Consider the following 17,917-nt stretch of genomic DNA (forward strand, 5'->3'; position numbering starts at 1 on the left):
GGCCGTCATCGATGCCGTGGCTCAATTCGATGCGAGGAAGCCGGCTTCCTTCATCAAGCCCTCGTGCCGCTTCTCCTCCGCCTCGACCCACTTGGCGTAGTCGGCCCCGGTCAGGAAGGTCGTGTTGAAGGCGCCGCTCTTCATGAAATCCTGCCATTCCGGCGTGGCGCGAACCTTCTTGAACAGCTCGACGTAATACTCGACCTGATCCTTGGTGGCCTTGGGCGACATGAAGATACCGCGCAGCATGAGATATTCCATTGCGAGGCCCTGCGACTTGCAGGTCGGAATATCCTTCCAGGCCTTGCCCTCGGCGATCGGCTCGTCATAGGCCATCGGCTGGGCGTCGAAGACGCAGAGCGGACGGAGCTTGCCGCCGCGCCATTGCGCGACCGCCTCGATCGGATTGTTGACGGTGGAATCGACGTGATTGCCGACGAGCTGAACCGCGACCTCGCCGCCGCCCTTGTAGGGGATGTAGGTGAACTTCGCGTCGATTGCCTTCTCGATGCCGACCGTAATGATCTGGTCTTCCTGCTTCGAGCCGGTGCCGCCCATCTTGAACGAGCCGCTTGGTGCCTTCTTCGCGGCGTCGACATAATCCTTGACGCTGGTGTACGGCTTTTCGGCATTCACCCAGAGCACGAATTCATCCAGCGCCAGCATCGCGACCGGAGTCAAATCCTTCCAGTTGAACGGAATCCCCGTCGCCAGCGGTGTCGTGAACAAGTTCGAGAGCGTGATGATGATCTTGTGCGGATTGCCCGACGACGTCTTCACGTCGAGAAAGCCTTCGCCGCCTGCACCGCCGGCCTTGTTGATGACGACCAGCGGCTGCTTCATGAGATTATGCTTGGTGACGATGCCCTGGATGGTTCGTGCCATCTGATCGGCGCCGCCGCCGGTGCCCGCGGGCACGATGAACTCGACCGGACGAACCGGCTCCCAAGCCGCAAAACTTGCGGTGCTGCCTGCGCACGACATCGCCATTGCCGCCAAAGCGACATTCAGAACGAATGACTTCATCTCGTTTCACTCCCTGTCGAAACGCGGCCGTTCTTTGCCGGCTCGCGTCAGCCCATCCGGATTCACACGCTTGGGGTCACCTTTGCGGTCGATCTCCCATTGCAGTCTCACCAACCAGAAGTTTATGAGCGGGGACAAGGCGCGACATCCGCTCCTTTGGGCTAAGGCTCCGCCATGATTGGCAAACGTGCCATGTCCTTGGCCGTTCCTGTCCCGCGCTCTGCATCCCCATCTAGCACCTTGGTCGTGCAATCGTTTTTGGTTGTCGAATGGTATGCGAGATACCAGCTGGCTCACAATTGGACAGCTGGCCAGATCGGCGGACCAATCGTCGCAGTTGTGTCCGCGGGCGAAGCGGGACCAAAAGAAAATGGCCCCGACGAGGGGGCCATTATCAAACTTTGCGCCTGCGATTGCCGGCCGCGCGCCGTTTCGGCTGCGCGAGAAAGGCCTTTCTTACAGGCCGAAACGCGGCAGGTCGCCGTTGTGGTTCGAGATCGCGGCGCTCGCCATCAGGAAACGATCGACCGCAGCCATAAAGCGGCTGAACAGCGAGGAGGAGGGGGCGAAAGCGACGGAAGCGGTCTTGGACATTGGAATTCCATTTCTTGAGACGATCGGTCTTGGCGTCTCGTCTGGGGATGAAACTATGTATACCAGATGCCACTGTCTACGCGTTTGTTTGCATAGCAGCATACAAAGTCCCGCATTGCAGCATAATGCCGGGTTAATCCGGCCGGTTGGGCTTAAAAGGCCCACCAAAGAGGCTTTTCCGTCTTAGACGCCATCTTCGGACGCCGAAAGCATGTCGATCAGAGGCAAATTCATGCGGAAAACGGTGCCCTCCGGCGCGAACCTGACGCGAGCCTCTATGGCCGAGGGCTTTGCAGGGCAAGGGCTTTCTTGGCAGGGCAAGGCTTGGCAGGGCAGGTCAAAGTCGCTAGTGGTCTGCCCCCTTCCAATCATCTGTCAGAGTGGTTCATGTCGAGCGCCTCGCCCGCCGTCTCGATCGGCATCGATTTTGGGACCAGCAATACGGTCGTCGCCCTTGCCGCGGACGACCGCCGGGTCGAGGCCATCCGCTTCGACCACGGCGGACAGCGCCATAGCGTCTATGTATCGGCTTTGTGCTTCTGGGAGGACCGGCCGGGCGCCGGTGCCCAGGCCGAAGGCGGCCCCTGGGCGATCGAGCAATTCCTCGAAGGACGCCACGTCTACCGCTTCCTGCAATCGTTCAAGACGTTTGCGGCGAGCAGCAGCTTCAACACCACGCAAGTGTTCCGGCAGCGATTCAAGTTCGAGGATATTCTGGCGGCGTTCCTGCGGACGCTGGCGCGCCATGGCGGCGACAGGTTCGGCTTCGAGACCTCGACCGTCACGGTCGGCCGCCCGGTGCGCTTCGCCGGCGGCAATCCCGATGAAGAGCTGGCGATGCAGCGCTACCGCGCCGCGTTCGAGCGCCTGGGCGCCGGCCACGCGCGCTACGTCTACGAGCCCGTCGGCGCCGCGTTCTCCTTTGCCCGAAGGCTGGAGCGCGATGCCACCGTGCTGGTGGCGGATTTTGGCGGCGGCACCAGCGATTTCTCCGTGATGCGCTTCTCGCGCGCGGGCGGCAGCCTTCGCGCCGAGCCACTCGGCCACGCCGGCATCGGCATTGCCGGCGACACGTTCGACTACCGGATCGTCGACCACGTCGTCTCGCCGCGGCTCGGCAAGGGCTCCAGCTTCCGCTCGTTCGACAAGGTGCTGCCGATCCCCAGCGGCCATTACACCAACCTCGCGCGCTGGCATCAACTGGCGATGATGAAGAGCAACGGCGATCTGCGCGAGCTGAGGGAACTTGCGCGCACCGCGCTGAAGCCAAAACTGCTCGAGGATTTCATCACCATCGTCGATCTCGACCTCGGCTTTTCGCTGTACCGTGCAGTGTCAAATGCCAAGGTCGCGCTGTCGGCGCAGGACGAGGTGGATTTCCGCTTCAGGGGCGGCGGCGTCGACATCGGCGCGGCCATCACGCGGAAGAATTTCGAAGCCTGGATTGCCGACGACATCGCCCGGCTCGGGGCCACCGTCGACAAGGTGCTGGCCGAAGCCGGCATCACTGCGCACGAGATCGAGAAGGTGTTCTTGACCGGCGGCACGTCCTTCGTACCGGCGGTCCGAAAACTGTTCGCCGAGCGGTTCGGCAACGAACGGCTGATGTCGGGCGACCAGTTCGAGTCGATCGCCTATGGGCTCGCCTTGATCGGGCACAGCCCCAACCCGGACCGCTGGACTGCCGGCGGCGGGCTCGAGGCGAAGGCGGGGGCTTAACGATTCTCCGTCATTGCGAGCGCAGCAAAGCAATCCAGAATCCCTCCGCGGAAAGTCTCTGGATTGTCGCTACGCTCGCAATGACGGCGTGGGTAGAACGGCGCATAGGCTCGACCAGTGCCGTAGGGTGGGCAAAGCGAAGCGTGCCCACGCGTCTGTCGCCGTATCGGAAGATCGTGGGCACGGCGCAGTTGCGCCTTTGCCCACTCTACGGCACTACGACGTCAAGGCCGTCGCTACTGATTGATCTCCGGCTCGACCAGCTTCGCCAGATTGCGCAGCGATTCCTGCCAGCCGAGATAGCAGGCCTCCGGCGGGATCACGTCGGGGATGCCGGCCTGCGTGATGTCGATCTCGGTGCCAACCGAGACCTTCTTCAGGATCACGGTGACCTGAATTTCGCCGGGCAGGTTGGGATCGTCGAACCTGTCGGTGTAGCGGAGACGTTCGCCGGGCACGAGCTCGACATATTCGCCGCCGAACGAATGGCTGTTGCCCGTCGTGAAATTCCGGAACGACATCTTGAACGTGCCGCCGACCTTGGGCTCGAAATGATGCACGGTGCAGGTGAAGCCGTTCGGCGGCAGCCATTTCGCCATCGCATCGGCCTCCAGGAAAGCGCGATAGACTTTTTGCGGGCTGGTGGCGAGAACGCGATGCAGGCGGATCGTGCTGGGCATGGTTGTTATCCTCAGTGATTGATGGGCCCGAGATTGGCGTCTATGGCCCATTCATGTCACGAGGACGACCGGGAAGGCGCCGATCCGACATGGCATCTCGTTTTTTTGTCGACGGTCCTTCTGGCCGGGTTGCTAGGTCGCTGCGACATCCTGTGGCGTCATCGTGAATGCCAGCCTGTAGCGGCCGATCGTCGCATTGTTCTGTGCGCCGAGATCGCCAAGCGATCCTGGCGAAAGCGGGCTGGCGATCACAGCCTCAACCACATCGGCATCGTAGCCTGAGAGCAGCACGATCCAGTCGGCAGCGCCGTCCTTGCCGCGGATCTGTTGTTCAGTCGTGGGCGCGCTCGTGCGAGGCGTGTCGGTGAAGAGGAGGTGGGCGCCTGTCAGCCCCGGCTGCAGCGCCAATGCGCTGAGCGTTTCCGACAGGCGCGTCTGCAATTGCGCATCCCGTCCGGTTTCCGGCGACAGCCTGATGGTGGCAAGCGAGGTCGCCACACCTCCGCCAAAGCTCGCGACGATCCGGCATTGGCTGCGGACCATGCCGAGATGATGCGGCATCATCCTGGTCGACCACGGCGTTGGCGCGTTGAGCCGGTCGAGATATCCCTTCGACGTGAGGACCTCGTATTGTTCGAGCTCGTAGAGCACGAAGAAACCTTCGGCGTCCGTCGTGCTGGTCCAGCGCGACCCGCGCCGGAAGCCGGGAATGCTCATCCGCTCCTGGAAGTGTTCATGCGAATGCCAGTCGCCGAACTCGGTGCGCTGCTCGGGGCGAACGCTCCACCACATCGCGACGGCGGCCTTGCCCAGTAGTGACATGGTGACCTCCCATCCTGAGCAGCAAGATCAGCCCGAATGTCTACGCCGCGTCAACGGAAGCCACAATTCCGCAGCCGTTCCTCGTTCAACTCCTAAGTGTTTCGCCAGAGGAGGCTTCGCGTAGTCGCCTCAAACCTACGCTTCCTATTCGGGCAAGCCTTTTTCGAGCAGCTCTTTCGACTTTGCCTCGCGGGCCAATCGCTCTGCTTTGAGCCGCTCGCGGTTCTCGTTGAGGGAGTGCTGGTGTTTCGCATAGTCAGTCATGGGCTTCTGCGTCTTGACAGGCTTGAACGCCTTGTTGGCTTCACGCCTGGCCCGATCAGAGGATTGATCTCTCAACATTTCGACCTCACTTCGATCAATGGGCGTGGCCCGCGAGCGCCGAACGCGACGCCACCCGCTTGCGAGCGGATTAGTCACCCTCTGAACGGGAGGGTGGACAATCCTTCAGTGTTGGGCGGTTTGGCGCGAGGTTTGGTCACTCGCCGTGGAGGCGGCACGTTCGCACTTCTGAGAGCATGCCGGTCGAAGGAGTAACGGCCGGCGTGTGGTTCAGTTCCTTCGGTCCGAAACAAAAAGGCCGCCGAAACCGGCGGCCTTTCGTCGTTCACTGATAGGTTCGCTTACTCCGCGGCCTGCTTCTGCGGCGGGTCGAGCGCGCCGGACTTGTGGATGTCGGCGACCTGATGGTCGCTGAAGCCGAGCACGGAGCGCAGGATCTCGTCGGTGTGCTCGCCGAGCAGCGGGGAGCGCTCGACGTCGCTCGGGCTATCCGACAGCTTGATCGGGTTGCCGACCGAAATGTACTTGCCGCGGGTGGGGTGGTCGACTTCGACCAAGGTACCGGTGGCGCGCAGCGACTGGTCCTCGATGATCTCCTTCATCGACAGGATCGGGCCGCAGGGGATGTCGTCCTTGTTGAGGATTTCCATCGCCTCGAACTTGGTCTTGGTCATCGTCCACTGCTCGATGCGCGCAAAAATCTCGTTGAGGCGCGACAGCCGGGCCGGCGGCTTGGCGTAGTCGGGATGGGTCTTCCAGCCGGGTTCGCCGATCACGTCGCAGATCTTCTCCCAGACCGGCGCCTGGGTGATGAAATAGAGGTAGGCGTTGGGATCGGTCTCCCAGCCTTTGCACTTGACGATGCGGCCGGGCTGGCCGCCGCCGGAATCATTGCCGGCGCGCGGCACGGCGTCGCCGAACGGAATGCCTTCGCCGTACTGGCTGTATTCCTTCAGCGGGCCATGGGCGAGGCGCTGCTGGTCGCGCAGCTTGACGCGGGCGAGGTTGAGCACGCCGTCCTGCATCGCAGCCGTAACCTTCTGGCCCTTGCCGGTGACGGTGCGCTGGTAGAGCGCGGTGACGATGCCGAGCGCGAGGTGGAGGCCGGTGCCGCTGTCGCCGATCTGCGCGCCGGTGACGAGCGGAAGACCGTCGCGGAAGCCGGTGGTGGAAGCGGCGCCGCCGGTGCACTGCGCGACGTTCTCATAGACCTTGCAGTCTTCGTACGGACCGGGGCCGAAGCCCTTGATCGAGGCGACGATCATCTTCGGGTTGATGGCCTGGATCTTCTCCCAGGGGAAGCCCATGCGGTCGAGCACGCCGGGGCCGAAATTCTCCACCAGCACGTCGCACTTCTTGATCAGCTCGGTGAGGACTTCCTTGCCCTTGGGGTTCTTGGTGTCGAGCGTGATCGAGCGCTTGTTGTGGTTGAGCATGGTGAAATACAGGCTGTCCACGTTCGGGATGTCCTGCAGCTGGCCGCGGGTGATGTCACCCACGCCCGGACGTTCCACCTTGATCACGTCGGCGCCGAACCAGGCGAGCAGCTGCGTGCAGGTCGGTCCTGATTGAACGTGGGTGAAGTCGAGAATGCGAACGCCCGTAAGCGCTTTGGTCATCGTGTTGCTCCGTACTCTGTGTCTGCCCCCGCCAACCGCAGGGAATTAAGGGTTGAGGGGTGGACTTACTTCTTCTTCTGCAGAACGCTCTGCGGATTGAGATTGCCGATGCGGCCGCTCTCCGAGCCCGCGGCCGGATCGATCACCGCGTTGATGAGCGTCGGCTTGCCGGACTTCATGGCTTCGTTGACGGCACGCTTGAGCTCGTCCGGCGAGGTGGCATTCACGCCGACGCCGCCGAAGGCTTCCATCATCTTGTCGTAGCGAGCGCCCTTGACGAATACCGTCGTCGCGGGATCGGCGTTGGCGCCGTTGACGTCGGTGCCGCGATAGATGCCGTCATTGTTGAAGATGACGACGCAGATCGGAAGGTTGTAGCGGCAGATGGTCTCGACCTCCATGCCGGAGAAGCCGAAGGCCGAGTCGCCTTCCACTGCGAGCACGGGGTGACCGGTCTCGAGCGCGGCCGCGATCGCCTGGCCCATGCCGATGCCCATCACGCCCCAGGTGCCGACGTCGAGACGCTTGCGCGGGCGGTACATGTCGATCACACCGCGGGCGAGGTCGAGCGTGTTCGCGCCTTCGTTGACGAGGATCGCCTCGGGGTACTCCTTGATGACGTTCTTCAGCACGCCGAGCGCGCCGTGATAGTCCATCGGCGATTTGTTGTTCATGAGCTTCGGCGCCATCTTGGCGACGTTCTCTTCGCGCTTGGACGAGATCGCCTTGGTCCATTCGGCAGGCGGGGCGGTCCAGCCCGAAGCCATCGCCTGGTTGAAGGCGGAGACGACCGAGCCGATGTCGCCGACCACGGGCGCGACGATCTCGACGTTGGAGTCCATCTCGCGCGGCTCGATATCGACCTGGATGAACTTCTTGGGCGCTTCGCCCCAGCTCTTGCCCTTGCCGTGCGAGAGCAGCCAGTTCAGCCGCGCGCCGATCAGCATGACGACGTCGGATTCCTTCAGCACGGTCGAGCGGGCCGCACCGGCGCATTGCGGATGGGTGTCGGGCAGGAGGCCCTTGGCCATGCTCATCGGCAGGAAGGGCACGCCGCTCTTCTCGACGAAGGATTTGATCTCTTCGTCGGCCTGGGCGTAGGCCGCGCCCTTGCCGAGGATGATGAGCGGACGCTTTGCGCCCTTCAACACGTCGAGCGCACGCTTGACCGAAGCGGGCGAGGGGATCTGCGCGGGCGCAGCGTCGATCACCTTGACCAGCGACTTCTGGCCGGCATCGGCGCTCATCACCTGGCCGAACAGCTTTGCCGGCAGGTCGAGATAGACGCCGCCCGGACGGCCCGAGACCGCAGCGCGGATGGCGCGGGCCAGGCCGATGCCGATGTCCTGGGCGTGCAGCACGCGATAGGCCGCCTTGCACAGCGGCTTTGCGATCGCGAGCTGGTCCATCTCTTCGTAGTCGCCCTGCTGCAGGTCGACAATCTCGCGCTCGGACGAGCCCGAGACCAGGATCATCGGGTAGCAGTTGGTGGTGGCGTGGGCGAGCGCGGTGAGACCGTTGAGGAAGCCGGGCGCGGAGACCGTGAGGCAGACGCCGGGCTTCTTGGTGAGGTAGCCGGCGATGCCTGCGGCGTAACCGGCATTCTGCTCGTGGCGGAACGAGATCACGCGGATGCCCTCGGCCTGCGCCATGCGGCCCAAATCCGTGATCGGGATGCCCGGCACATTATAGATGGTGTTGATGCCGTTCAGCTTGAGCGCGTCAATGACGAGATGAAAGCCATCCGTCAGCTCCTGCTCGGTGCCCGGTGCCTCGGACTTGGTCGCGGTATTCAGCATGGGCCTTGTCTCCCTGGTCTCATATAGCGGGGCGAATTGTTCGCCCTTCTGGTGAACGTTGCTTGGTTACGTGAACAGTTCCTGGCCGTGCGCTTCGACGTAAGCGGCAAGGCCGAGAGTGTGGTCGCGGGCGCGCTTCTCGGCGAGCTCGGTGTCGCGCGCCTCCAGTGCTTCGATCATGCCGAGATGCTCGGGCAGCGAGGTCGCGGTGCGGTCCTTGCGTCCGATGGTCAGCTGGCGATAACCGCGCACGTGCAGCAGCAGGTCGTTGGTGAGATCGACCAGCACCGGCGATTCCGACAGCGAGATCAGCGCCTGGTGGAAGGCGATATTGGCGCGCGAATATTCCTCGACGTGATCCTCGGGCAGGCGGTCCTTGCCGAAGTCCTTGAAGTAGTCGCGCAGCGCCGTGATGTCCTTCTTGCGCGCAGTGGTGGTGATGAGGCGCGCGGCCATGCTCTCCAGCGCCGCCCAGGCGCGGATCATGTCGACGATCTCGCTCTTGGTCCTGCGCACCACCATGATGCCGCGGCGCGGCACCGTCTTCACGAAGCCGTCCTGCTCGAGCATCGCGATCGCTTCGCGGATCGGGGTGCGGCTGACACCCAGACGTTCGGACAGCGCGCGCTCGTCGAGCATCACCGGCTCGGGCGTCGAATAGATGTCCATCCTGAGGATGGCTTCCTTCAAGGCGTCATACGCCTTGTTCTTGAAGCTGCTCTCCGGGGCAATACGAACGATTGCGATATCTGCCTCGGCCATGTTCGGCAACGCCTTGGTTGGTTTCCGCAGTGACACGACGAATCTCCTCCAGTGGGAGTCGTCTTTTACAGGATTATTAACGGGAAAGTTTTTGGCATACCACATGCCAGAATGTCAAGCTGGCTATTTTTTGCGGCGTTCCAAGCAATGCTGCAGCTTGACAAGTTGGCTTCTGGCATACCAAATGCCATCGCCAGCCATTTTTGATCCACGGCGGCGGAGTAGTCTGGCTTATGCCGCTCCGTTCCGCGGAATGGAACAGAGCGCGGCGAATGGCAAGCATCACGGGCAGCCGCAAAACCACGCGCGCGCTTTGAAAAGAACGAACTGAGGTCAAGGGAGAAGCCACATGTCCAATTCCAAAGAAGCCGTCCGCAAGGTGCTTGACCAGGTCAAGGCGGACAACCGCACCAGCCTGACGGCCCCGGAAGGCAAGCTGGTCTGCGACGCCTATGGCATTCCGGTGCCGAAGGAGGGCGTGGCGAAGTCGGCGGGCGAGGCCGGCAAGATGGCCTCGTCGATGGGCTTCCCGGTCGTGATGAAGATCGTCTCGCCGGACATTCTCCACAAGACCGAAGCCGGCGGCGTCATCGTCGGCCTCAAGACCGCCGAAGAAGCCGAGAAGGCCTATGAGACCATTCTCGGCAACGCCAGGAAATACAAGGCCGATGCCAAGATCGACGGCGTCCAGGTGCAGCAGATGCTGGCTGGCGGCACCGAGGTCATCGTCGGCTCGATCACCGACGGCTCGTTCGGCAAGCTCGTCGCCTTCGGCCTCGGCGGCGTGCTGGTCGAGGTGCTCAAGGACATCACCTTCCGCCTCGCGCCCGCGACCAAGGAAGACGCGCTCTCGATGCTCGACGGCATCCAGGCGCATGAGATCCTGAAGGGCGTGCGCGGCGGCGAGCCGGTGAACCGCAACGCCCTCGCCGATGTCATCGTCAAGGTCTCGCAGCTCGTCACCGATTTCCCTGAAATCGTCGAGCTCGACCTCAACCCGGTATTCGCGACGGCGAAGGGCGCGACCGCCGCCGATGTGCGCATCGTCGTTGACTTCGCCTATGTGCCGAAGCCGAAGCCGCGCCCGACCGAAGAGATTGTCGCGGCGATGAGCCGCATCATGCAGCCCAAGGCAGTCGCCGTGGTCGGCGCCTCCGCCGAGGACGGCAAGATCGGCAATTCCGTGATGAAGAACCTCATCAACGGCGGCTACAAGGGCGACATCTACCCGATCCACCCCAAGGCCGCCGAGATCCTCGGCTACAAGGCCTATAAGAGCGTCAAGGACGTGCCTGGCGTGATCGACACGGCGGTGTTCGCGATCCCCGCGAAGTTCGTCGCGGCGGCGCTCACCGAATGCGGCGAGAAGAAAATCCCGGGCGCGGTGCTGATTCCGTCGGGCTTTGCGGAGGCCGGTGCGCCCGAGCTGCAGGCCGAGATCGTCGAGGTCGGCAAGAAGTACGACATCCGCCTGATGGGGCCGAACATCTACGGCTTCTACTATACGCCCGCTAATCTCTGCGCGACCTTCTGCACGGCTTACGACGTCAAGGGCCACGCGGCGCTGTCGTCGCAGTCGGGCGGCATCGGCATGGCCATCATCGGCTTCTCGCGCTCGGCCAAGATGGGCGTCTCGGCCATCGTCGGTCTCGGCAACAAATCCGATATCGACGAGGACGATCTGCTCGCCTTCTTCGAGCAGGATCCGAACACCAATCTGATCGCGCAGCATTGCGAAGACCTCAAGGACGGCCGCGCCTTCGCGGAAGCCGCCAAGCGCGTCTCCAAGAAGAAGCCTGTCGTCGTGCTCAAGGCCGGTCGTACCTCGGCTGGTGCCAAGGCGGCCTCGTCGCACACCGGCGCGCTCGCCGGTAACGACAAGATCTACGAGGACGTCCTGGCGCAGTCCGGCGTGATCCGCGCTCGTAGCTTGCGGCAACTGCTCGAATTCGCCCGCGGCGTGCCGGTGCTGCCGACGCCGAAGGGCGAGAACGTGCTGATCATCACCGGTGCGGGCGGCTCCGGCGTGCTGCTGTCGGACTCCTGCGTCGACAACGGCCTGTCGCTGATGTCGATGCCGGCGGATCTGGATGCGGCCTTCCGCAAGTTCATCCCGCCGTTCGGGGCTGCCGGAAATCCTGTGGATATCACCGGCGGCGAGCCGCCGATCACCTATGTCAACACGGTGAAGCTCGGCCTCTCCGATGAGCGCATCCATTCGCTGATCCTCGGCTACTGGCACACCATCGTCACGCCGCCGATGGTGTTCGCCCGCAACATGGTCGAGGTGAAGAAGGAGATGGAGGCGAAAGGCTTCGTGAAGCCGATCGTCGCCTCGCTCGCGGGCGACGTTGAGGTCGAGGAAGCCGCCGAATATCTCTACCAGAACGGCATTCCGGCCTACGCCTACTCGACCGAGCTGCCGGTCGAGGTCCTCGGCGCTAAGTACAAATGGGCGCGCGGGGCAGGGCTGCTCTGAGTATGACGACCTTCGCCTCTCCCCGCTTGCGGGGAGAGGCCGGAATTTGCGCAGCAAATTCCGGGTGAGGGGGACTCTCCGCGAGTCTGACTGCTGCCGTCCTTGCGGAGGCTCCCCGTCACCCTGACCCTCTCAGAGCGAGCGGAGCTCGTCTCGGCCCCGCAAGCGGGGAGAGGGGAAGAAGAACGAATGCAGGTCGCGATGAGCAAGAACGTGATCCGGCGCAAATCGCTCGAGCCTCGATCGGCATCGGAGGCCGATAACGACACGCGCGACGGCGGCGTGCAGTCCGTCGATCGCGCGCTGTCGATCCTGGAAACGCTGGCCGAGGACGACGAAGGCTATCGCCTCAGCGATCTGGCGGTGCGCACCGGCCTGTCGGCTTCCACGGTGCACCGCCTGCTGGCGACGCTGGAAAGCCGCCGCTTCGTGCAGTTCGACCGCGCCGAATCCAAATGGCACGTCGGCTCGCGCGCCTTCACGGTCGGCGCGAGCTTCGCGCGGCGGCGTAATTTCTCCACGCAGGCGATTCCCTACTTGCGCAAGCTGCGTGATCTCACCCGCGAGACCGCCAATCTCGCCGTGGTCGACGATGAGTTCATCATCGTGCTGACCCGCATGGAGAGCCGCGAGATCATGCGCTCGCTGACCCAGGTCGGCGGTCGCGTTCCCATGGTGACGTCGGGCGTCGGCAAGGCCGTGCTCGCAACCTATTCCGATGAGGACGTCGGCGCCGTCATCCGCCATCACGGCATGCCCCGGCTGACCGAGAAATCGATCGTGCGGCCGAGCGACCTGTTCAAGGAGCTCGAAAAAATCCGCAAGCAAGGTTTTGCGCTCGACGATGAAGAGGCCTGCATGGGGCTGCGCTGTATTGCCGCAGTGGTCTACAACGACTGCGCCGAGCCGCTCGCGGCGATTTCCGTCTCAGGCATGACCAGCCGCCTGACCGACGACAGGCTGCCGGAGATTGGCCAAATCGTGCGCGAGGTCGCCGGCGAGCTGACGGTCGCGCTCGGCGGGGTGATGCCGATACCGCGCTAATTGGGGAACCCGGGCACTGTCGCTGGACAGCATCGGCCGTTTTGGCTGATATGCGACCAAACGACACAATGCGGCAAACGTCCGCATGAGCCTGGAGAGCGTCCTTATGTTCCAATTTTCCGCGCGCCTTGCCGGCGCAGCCGTCGCGCTGACCCTTGCGGCAGCGACGCCGTCCCTTGCCCAGCAGCTCGAGCTCAAGCTGATGGCACCGGCGGCCCCGGGCGGCGGCTGGGACCAGACCGCGCGCTCGATGCAGCAGGCGCTGGTGGCTGCGGGCGTCGCGCGCAGCGTGCAGGTCACCAACGTTCCCGGCGCTGGCGGCAGCGTCGGCATCGCCCAGTTCGTCAATGGCGCCAAGGGCGACGGCAACCAGCTGATGGTCAACGGCTTCGTCATGGTGGGCGCGCTCGCCATGAACAAGTCGCCGGTGACGCTCGAGCAGGTGACGCCGATCGCGCGCCTCACCGAGGAAATCCAGGTAATCGTGGTTCCCGCGAATTCGCCGATCAAGACCGCGCAGGATCTGGCCGCCGCGGTGAAGGCCGATATTGCCAAGGTGACTTTCGCCGGGGGCTCGGCCGGCGGCGTGGACCACGTGATGGCGGCGTTGTTCGCCGGCGCGGTCGGTGCCGACGCCAAGAAGATCAACTACATCCCGTTCTCCGGCGGCGGCGAGTCGCTGGCTGCGATCCTCGGCGGCAAGGTCACCGCGGGCATTTCGGGCCTCAGCGAATATGAAGGGCAGATCAAGTCCGGCAAGCTGCGCGCGATCGGCGTGACCTCGGAGAAGCGCATCTCCGGCAGCGACATCCCGACCTTCAAGGAACAGGGCATCGACCTCGTGATCGCCAACTGGCGTTCGGTGGTGGCGCCTCCCGGCATCACGCCGGAGCAGCGCAAGACCTTGAGCGATGCGGTCGAGAAGATGGTGAAGTCGGACGCCTGGAAGGAAATCCTCAAGCAGAAGGGCTGGGAAGACGCCTATCTCGGCGGTGACGCCTTCGCCGACTTCCTGAAGAAGGAAACCGTGCGCGTCACCGACGTGCTGAAATCGGTCGGCTTGGTCAAGTCATGACCTCGGGCGATCCGGCCCAGCCGCCGCGGCGCGTCGATCGCGCCGGCATCGTCATCGCTGCACTGCTCGCAGGTCTCGCTGCGTTGCTGGTCTTCGACGCCCGCGGCCTGTCATCCACCGCGATGTACGGCATGGGGCCCGAGGCGATGCCGGTCGTAGTCGCCAGCGGCCTCGCGCTGCTCGCGATCGGCAATTTCATCGACGCGCTGCGCGGCAATTTGCCGGCGCGCGAGAGCGCCGATCCGGTGCCCGTGGTTCTGATCCTCATCGGCCTTGCGCTGCTGATCGCCATCATCGGCTTTGGCGGCGGCTTCATCCTGGCAACGTCGGCGCTGTTCGTGACGACGTCGGCCGCCTTCGGCCGCCGCGCCATCCTGGTAGATTCCATCATCGCCCTCGTGATGTCGACCCTGATCTATCTCGCGTTCGACCGGCTGCTCACGCTCAGCCTTCCGACCGGCCCGCTGGAGCGACTGCTGTGATGGACACTTTTGCCGCGCTGGCCCACGGCATGGCGGTCGCCGTTCAGCCGATGAACCTGCTTTACGCGCTGATCGGTGTGTTCCTCGGCACTGCCGTGGGCGTGCTGCCCGGCATCGGCCCCGCGCTGACGGTCGCGCTGTTGCTGCCCGTCACCTACAAGCTCGACCCCGGCGGTTCGCTGATCATGTTCGCCGGCATCTATTATGGTGGCATGTATGGCGGCTCGACCACCGCGATCCTGATCAACACGCCCGGCGAGAGCGCCTCGATGGCGACTGCGCTCGAAGGCAACAAGATGGCCAAGGCCGGCCGCGGCGGGCCGGCGCTTGCGACATCCGCGATCGGCTCCTTTGTCGCCGGAACCATCGCCACCATCGGTCTGGCCTTCCTCGCGCCGTGGCTGGTCGATTTCGCCGTGCGTTTTGGCCCCGAGGATTACTTCGCGCTGATGTGCGTCGCCTTCGTCACGGTGTCCGCGACCTTCGGCGATTCCCCGATCCGCGGCCTGACCAGCCTGTTCATCGGCCTGACGCTGGGCCTCGTCGGCATCGACAAGCTGACCGGACAGGCGCGGCTTGCGTTCGGCGTTCCTGAATTACTCGACGGCGTCGAGGTGACGACGCTGGCGGTTGGCCTGTTCGCGGTCGGCGAGGCGCTCTACGTCGCGTCGCGCCGCCACCACACCGAGGAAAAGCTCGAGCCGGTGCGCGGCTCGTTGTGGATGACCAGGGAGGACTGGAAGCGGTCGTGGAAGCCGTGGCTGCGCGGCACGATGTTCGGCTTTCCGATCGGCGCGCTGCCGGCAGGCGGCGCGGAGATCCCGACCTTCCTGTCCTATTCGACCGAGAAGCGGCTGACGAAACACCCCGAGGAGTTCGGCAAGGGCGCGATCGAAGGCGTCGCGGGGCCGGAAGCCGCCAACAACGCCTCCGCCGCCGGCACGCTGGTGCCGCTGCTGACGCTCGGGCTGCCGACCTCGGCAACTGCCGCGATGATGCTGGCGGGCTTCCAGCAATACGGCCTCAACCCGGGACCGCTGCTGTTCGCCGAGCGGCCTGACCTGGTCTGGGGCCTGATCGCCAGTCTGTTCATTGCCAATTGCATGCTGCTGGTGCTGAACCTGCCGCTGGTCGGCCTCTGGGTGCGGCTGCTCGCAATCCCGCAGCCGTGGCTCTATGCCGGCATCCTCGTGTTCGCGACCATGGGCACCATCGCCGCAAAGCCGTCGGTGGTCGAATTGTCGATGCTGGCCGGCTTCGGCGTGCTCGGCTTCCTGATGCGCCGGTTCGATTTTCCAATCGCGCCCGTCGTGGTCGGCCTGATCCTAGGCCCGATCGCCGAGAGCCAGTTGCGCAGGGCGCTCGCGATCAGCCTCGGCGATCCCATGACGCTGCTGCAGAGCCCGATCTCGGCGACGCTGCTGGCGCTGGCCCTGATCGCGCTGCTGGCGCCGTTTGTGCTGAAGGGGCTGGGCCGGTTCAAAGCGACCGAGGATTAGCGGAACTCGCCACGCGGCACGTTTGCCCAGTGCGTAAGCAAAGGTGCCGCTTTATTTGAATTGCCCCCGCCGGCCTGCGGGGTCGATCATCGTTGGACTGTCCAATCGCGAGGGTCCCGATGCCCAAACTCACCCGCTTCACCGTCGCCCCGCTGCATGCGATGACCCGGCGCCTTGCCGACGTCGCTTCCGCTCGCCTCGCGCCAGATTTGGTCATCACCGGCGCGCGGGTGCTCTCGACCTATTCGGAACGCATTCATCCCGGTCGGGAGATCTGGATCACCGGCGGGCGCATCGCGGCGGTGAAGCCATCAGGTGCGGCGAAGAAAGTCTGGCCCAGCGTGCCGCTCTACGATGCCGCTGGCGGCATCGTCGCGCCGGGCCTGGTCGATCCGCACATCCACATCGAATCCTCGATGGTGACGGCCTGCGCTTATGCCGAGGCCGCGCTGCTCAACGGCACCACCACGATCTTCTGCGACAGCCACGAGATCGGCAATGTCATGGACGTCGCCGGCGTCGAGGCGATGCTGGAGGACGCGCGCGAGGCGCCGCTCTCGATCTTTTTGACGGTGCCGAGCACGGTGCCGGCAACGTCGGCCGAATTGGAAACGGCGGGCGGCGACCTCACACCGGACAAGATCGCCGGCCTGTTCGACCGCTGGCCCGAAGCCGTGGGGCTTGGTGAGAAGATGGATTTCGTGCCTGTCACGATGGGCGACGAGCGCAGCCATGCCATCCTTGCGGCCGCCTTGAAGCGGGGACGTCCGGTGTCCGGCCACGTCTACGGCCGCGAATTCGTCGCGGCCTATGCGGCGAGCGGTGTCAGCGACACCCATGAGGCGATCGAGCGCGACATCGCCGACGATCTGCTCGATGCCGGTGTTTGGGTATTCCTGCGCGGCGGACCGCCGACGACGCCATGGCATTCGCTGCCGCAGGCGATCCGCACCATCACCGAGCTCGGTGCGTCGCACAAGCGCACGGCCGTGTGCACCGACGACCGCGACGCCGACGATTTGCTCATGTTCGGCCTCGACTGGGTGGTGCGCGAAGCCGTGAAGGCCGGGATGTCACCGGAGCAGGCCTGGTCGATGGGCTCGCTGCATGGCGCTACGCGCTTCGGCATGGATGGCGACATCGGTGGCCTCGGCGGCGGCCGCCGCGCCGACCTCGTGCTGATGGACGACCAGCTCAAGCCACAATGCACCTGGTATGGCGGCGAGCTCGTGGTCGAGAACCGCAAGATCACCGGGCTGCTCGATCAGGCGCTGTCGCACCGCTATCAATATCCAAAGGCGGCTTACGCGACGGTGAAGCTGCCGAAGAAGGTCAAGCTGACGCCGGATCTCCCGGCGAAGGCCTGCACCGTCAATGCCATCAAGACGGCGCTGCCGGGCATCACGCTGATCCATGACAAAGTCGCGATCGAACCCGCCAAAGACTGGCCGTCTTTGTTCGCGCGCTACGGCCTCTGCTTCGTCACGGTCATCGAGCGCCACGGCAAGTCGTCCGGCAACGTCGCTTATGGACTGCTGAAGGACTTTGGCCTCAAGCGCGGCGCGGTCGCCTCCAGCGTCGGACACGACAGCCACAACATCATTGTCGCCGGCACCAACGAGCCCGATATGCAAGTCGCGATCGCGGCCATCAAGGACCTGCAGGGCGGCGTCTGCGTCGTCGCCGACGGCAAGGTAAGGGCGCTGGTCCCGCTGCCGATCGCGGGGCTTCTCTCGGACAAGCGCGTCACGGAGGTGGCCGAAGAGGTCAAGGCGCTGAAGAAGGAATGGGCCGAGGCCGGCTGCACCATCCCCTACATGGGCTTCAATTTGATTCCCCTATCGGTCATTCCGGAAATTCGCATCACCGACAAGGGCCTCGTGCTGGTGCCGCAGATGGAGCTGGCGCCGCTGTTCGAGTGATCCGCGTTTCACGCGACTCTCGATCTAACCGCTTGAGACGCCCAAGATTTTTCCGCGGCTGCCACATCGTGGAAAATAAAATCGATCTCGTTGAGATCGCATCACGCGCACCC

At 64.1% G+C, this 17,917-nt stretch carries 15 protein-coding genes; 7 read left to right on the plus strand and 8 right to left on the minus strand.

The features are described 5' to 3' along the window. Positions 1-21: 21 nt before the first annotated feature. Positions 22-1,026, minus strand: coding sequence for a tripartite tricarboxylate transporter substrate binding protein (locus GGD66_RS19455; RefSeq protein ID WP_018315854.1), 1,005 nt, complete (start codon positions 1,024-1,026; stop codon positions 22-24). Positions 1,027-1,482: 456 nt separating this feature from the next. Continuing rightward, positions 1,483-1,620, minus strand: coding sequence for a hypothetical protein (locus GGD66_RS19460; RefSeq protein WP_018315855.1), 138 nt, complete (start codon positions 1,618-1,620; stop codon positions 1,483-1,485). 387 nt (positions 1,621-2,007) lie between these two features. Between GGD66_RS19460 and GGD66_RS19465 the strand changes: the two genes are divergently transcribed. Beyond that, positions 2,008-3,339 (plus strand): Hsp70 family protein, encoded by a 1,332-nt coding sequence (locus tag GGD66_RS19465; RefSeq protein ID WP_183258697.1) that lies wholly within the window; start codon positions 2,008-2,010, stop codon positions 3,337-3,339. A 236-nt stretch (positions 3,340-3,575) separates the two neighbouring features. Here GGD66_RS19465 and GGD66_RS19470 read toward each other — a convergent pair whose 3' ends face one another. From GGD66_RS19470 to GGD66_RS19495, 6 genes are all read right to left on the minus strand, one after another. Further along, positions 3,576-4,019 carry an SRPBCC family protein gene (locus GGD66_RS19470; RefSeq protein WP_091953031.1) on the minus strand — a complete coding sequence of 148 codons (444 nt, stop codon included), beginning with the start codon at positions 4,017-4,019 and terminating at the stop codon, positions 3,576-3,578. A 132-nt stretch (positions 4,020-4,151) separates the two neighbouring features. After that, entirely contained in the window at positions 4,152-4,841 is a 690-nt protein-coding gene (locus GGD66_RS19475) for a hypothetical protein (protein ID WP_183258698.1), read from the minus strand. Between the two features lie 144 nt (positions 4,842-4,985). Then, on the minus strand, positions 4,986-5,183 hold the full coding sequence (locus tag GGD66_RS19480) for a hypothetical protein (RefSeq protein ID WP_018315862.1): 198 nt from the start codon (positions 5,181-5,183) through the stop codon (positions 4,986-4,988). A 281-nt stretch (positions 5,184-5,464) separates the two neighbouring features. Then, positions 5,465-6,742 (minus strand): formyl-CoA transferase, encoded by a 1,278-nt coding sequence (frc, locus tag GGD66_RS19485; protein ID WP_018315863.1) that lies wholly within the window; start codon positions 6,740-6,742, stop codon positions 5,465-5,467. Between the two features lie 65 nt (positions 6,743-6,807). After that, on the minus strand, positions 6,808-8,541 hold the full coding sequence (gene oxc / locus GGD66_RS19490; RefSeq protein WP_028143042.1) for an oxalyl-CoA decarboxylase: 1,734 nt from the start codon (positions 8,539-8,541) through the stop codon (positions 6,808-6,810). Positions 8,542-8,607: 66 nt separating this feature from the next. Further along, positions 8,608-9,303 carry a GntR family transcriptional regulator gene (locus GGD66_RS19495; protein ID WP_161966556.1) on the minus strand — a complete coding sequence of 232 codons (696 nt, stop codon included), beginning with the start codon at positions 9,301-9,303 and terminating at the stop codon, positions 8,608-8,610. 349 nt (positions 9,304-9,652) lie between these two features. Here GGD66_RS19495 and GGD66_RS19500 point away from each other — a divergent pair, with 349 nt between their 5' ends. The 6 genes from GGD66_RS19500 (at position 9,653) to GGD66_RS19525 (ending at position 17,804) form a co-directional block, all read left to right on the plus strand. Then, the gene (locus GGD66_RS19500) at positions 9,653-11,782 is read left to right on the plus strand and encodes an acetate--CoA ligase family protein (RefSeq protein WP_179737468.1); all 2,130 of its coding nucleotides are present in this window, start codon (positions 9,653-9,655) and stop codon (positions 11,780-11,782) included. Positions 11,783-11,983: 201 nt separating this feature from the next. Beyond that, positions 11,984-12,826 carry an IclR family transcriptional regulator gene (locus GGD66_RS19505; protein WP_177237117.1) on the plus strand — a complete coding sequence of 281 codons (843 nt, stop codon included), beginning with the start codon at positions 11,984-11,986 and terminating at the stop codon, positions 12,824-12,826. Between the two features lie 106 nt (positions 12,827-12,932). After that, positions 12,933-13,901, plus strand: a complete 969-nt coding sequence (locus tag GGD66_RS19510) for a tripartite tricarboxylate transporter substrate binding protein (protein WP_092256416.1) — start codon at positions 12,933-12,935, stop codon at positions 13,899-13,901. Then, positions 13,898-14,383 (plus strand): tripartite tricarboxylate transporter TctB family protein, encoded by a 486-nt coding sequence (locus GGD66_RS19515; RefSeq protein WP_018315869.1) that lies wholly within the window; start codon positions 13,898-13,900, stop codon positions 14,381-14,383. Before GGD66_RS19510 ends, GGD66_RS19515 begins: the two co-directional genes overlap by 4 nt. After that, positions 14,383-15,882 carry a tripartite tricarboxylate transporter permease gene (locus tag GGD66_RS19520; protein ID WP_183258699.1) on the plus strand — a complete coding sequence of 500 codons (1,500 nt, stop codon included), beginning with the start codon at positions 14,383-14,385 and terminating at the stop codon, positions 15,880-15,882. The genes GGD66_RS19515 and GGD66_RS19520 overlap by 1 nt, the downstream gene beginning before the upstream one ends. A 119-nt stretch (positions 15,883-16,001) precedes the next feature. Continuing rightward, a complete protein-coding gene (locus GGD66_RS19525; protein WP_183258700.1) occupies positions 16,002-17,804 on the plus strand; it encodes an adenine deaminase in 1,803 nt (600 codons plus the stop codon). Positions 17,805-17,917: the final 113 nt, after the last annotated feature.

The sequence above is a fragment of the Bradyrhizobium sp. CIR48 genome (assembly GCF_014198315.1).
Taxonomy (GTDB): domain Bacteria; phylum Pseudomonadota; class Alphaproteobacteria; order Rhizobiales; family Xanthobacteraceae; genus Bradyrhizobium.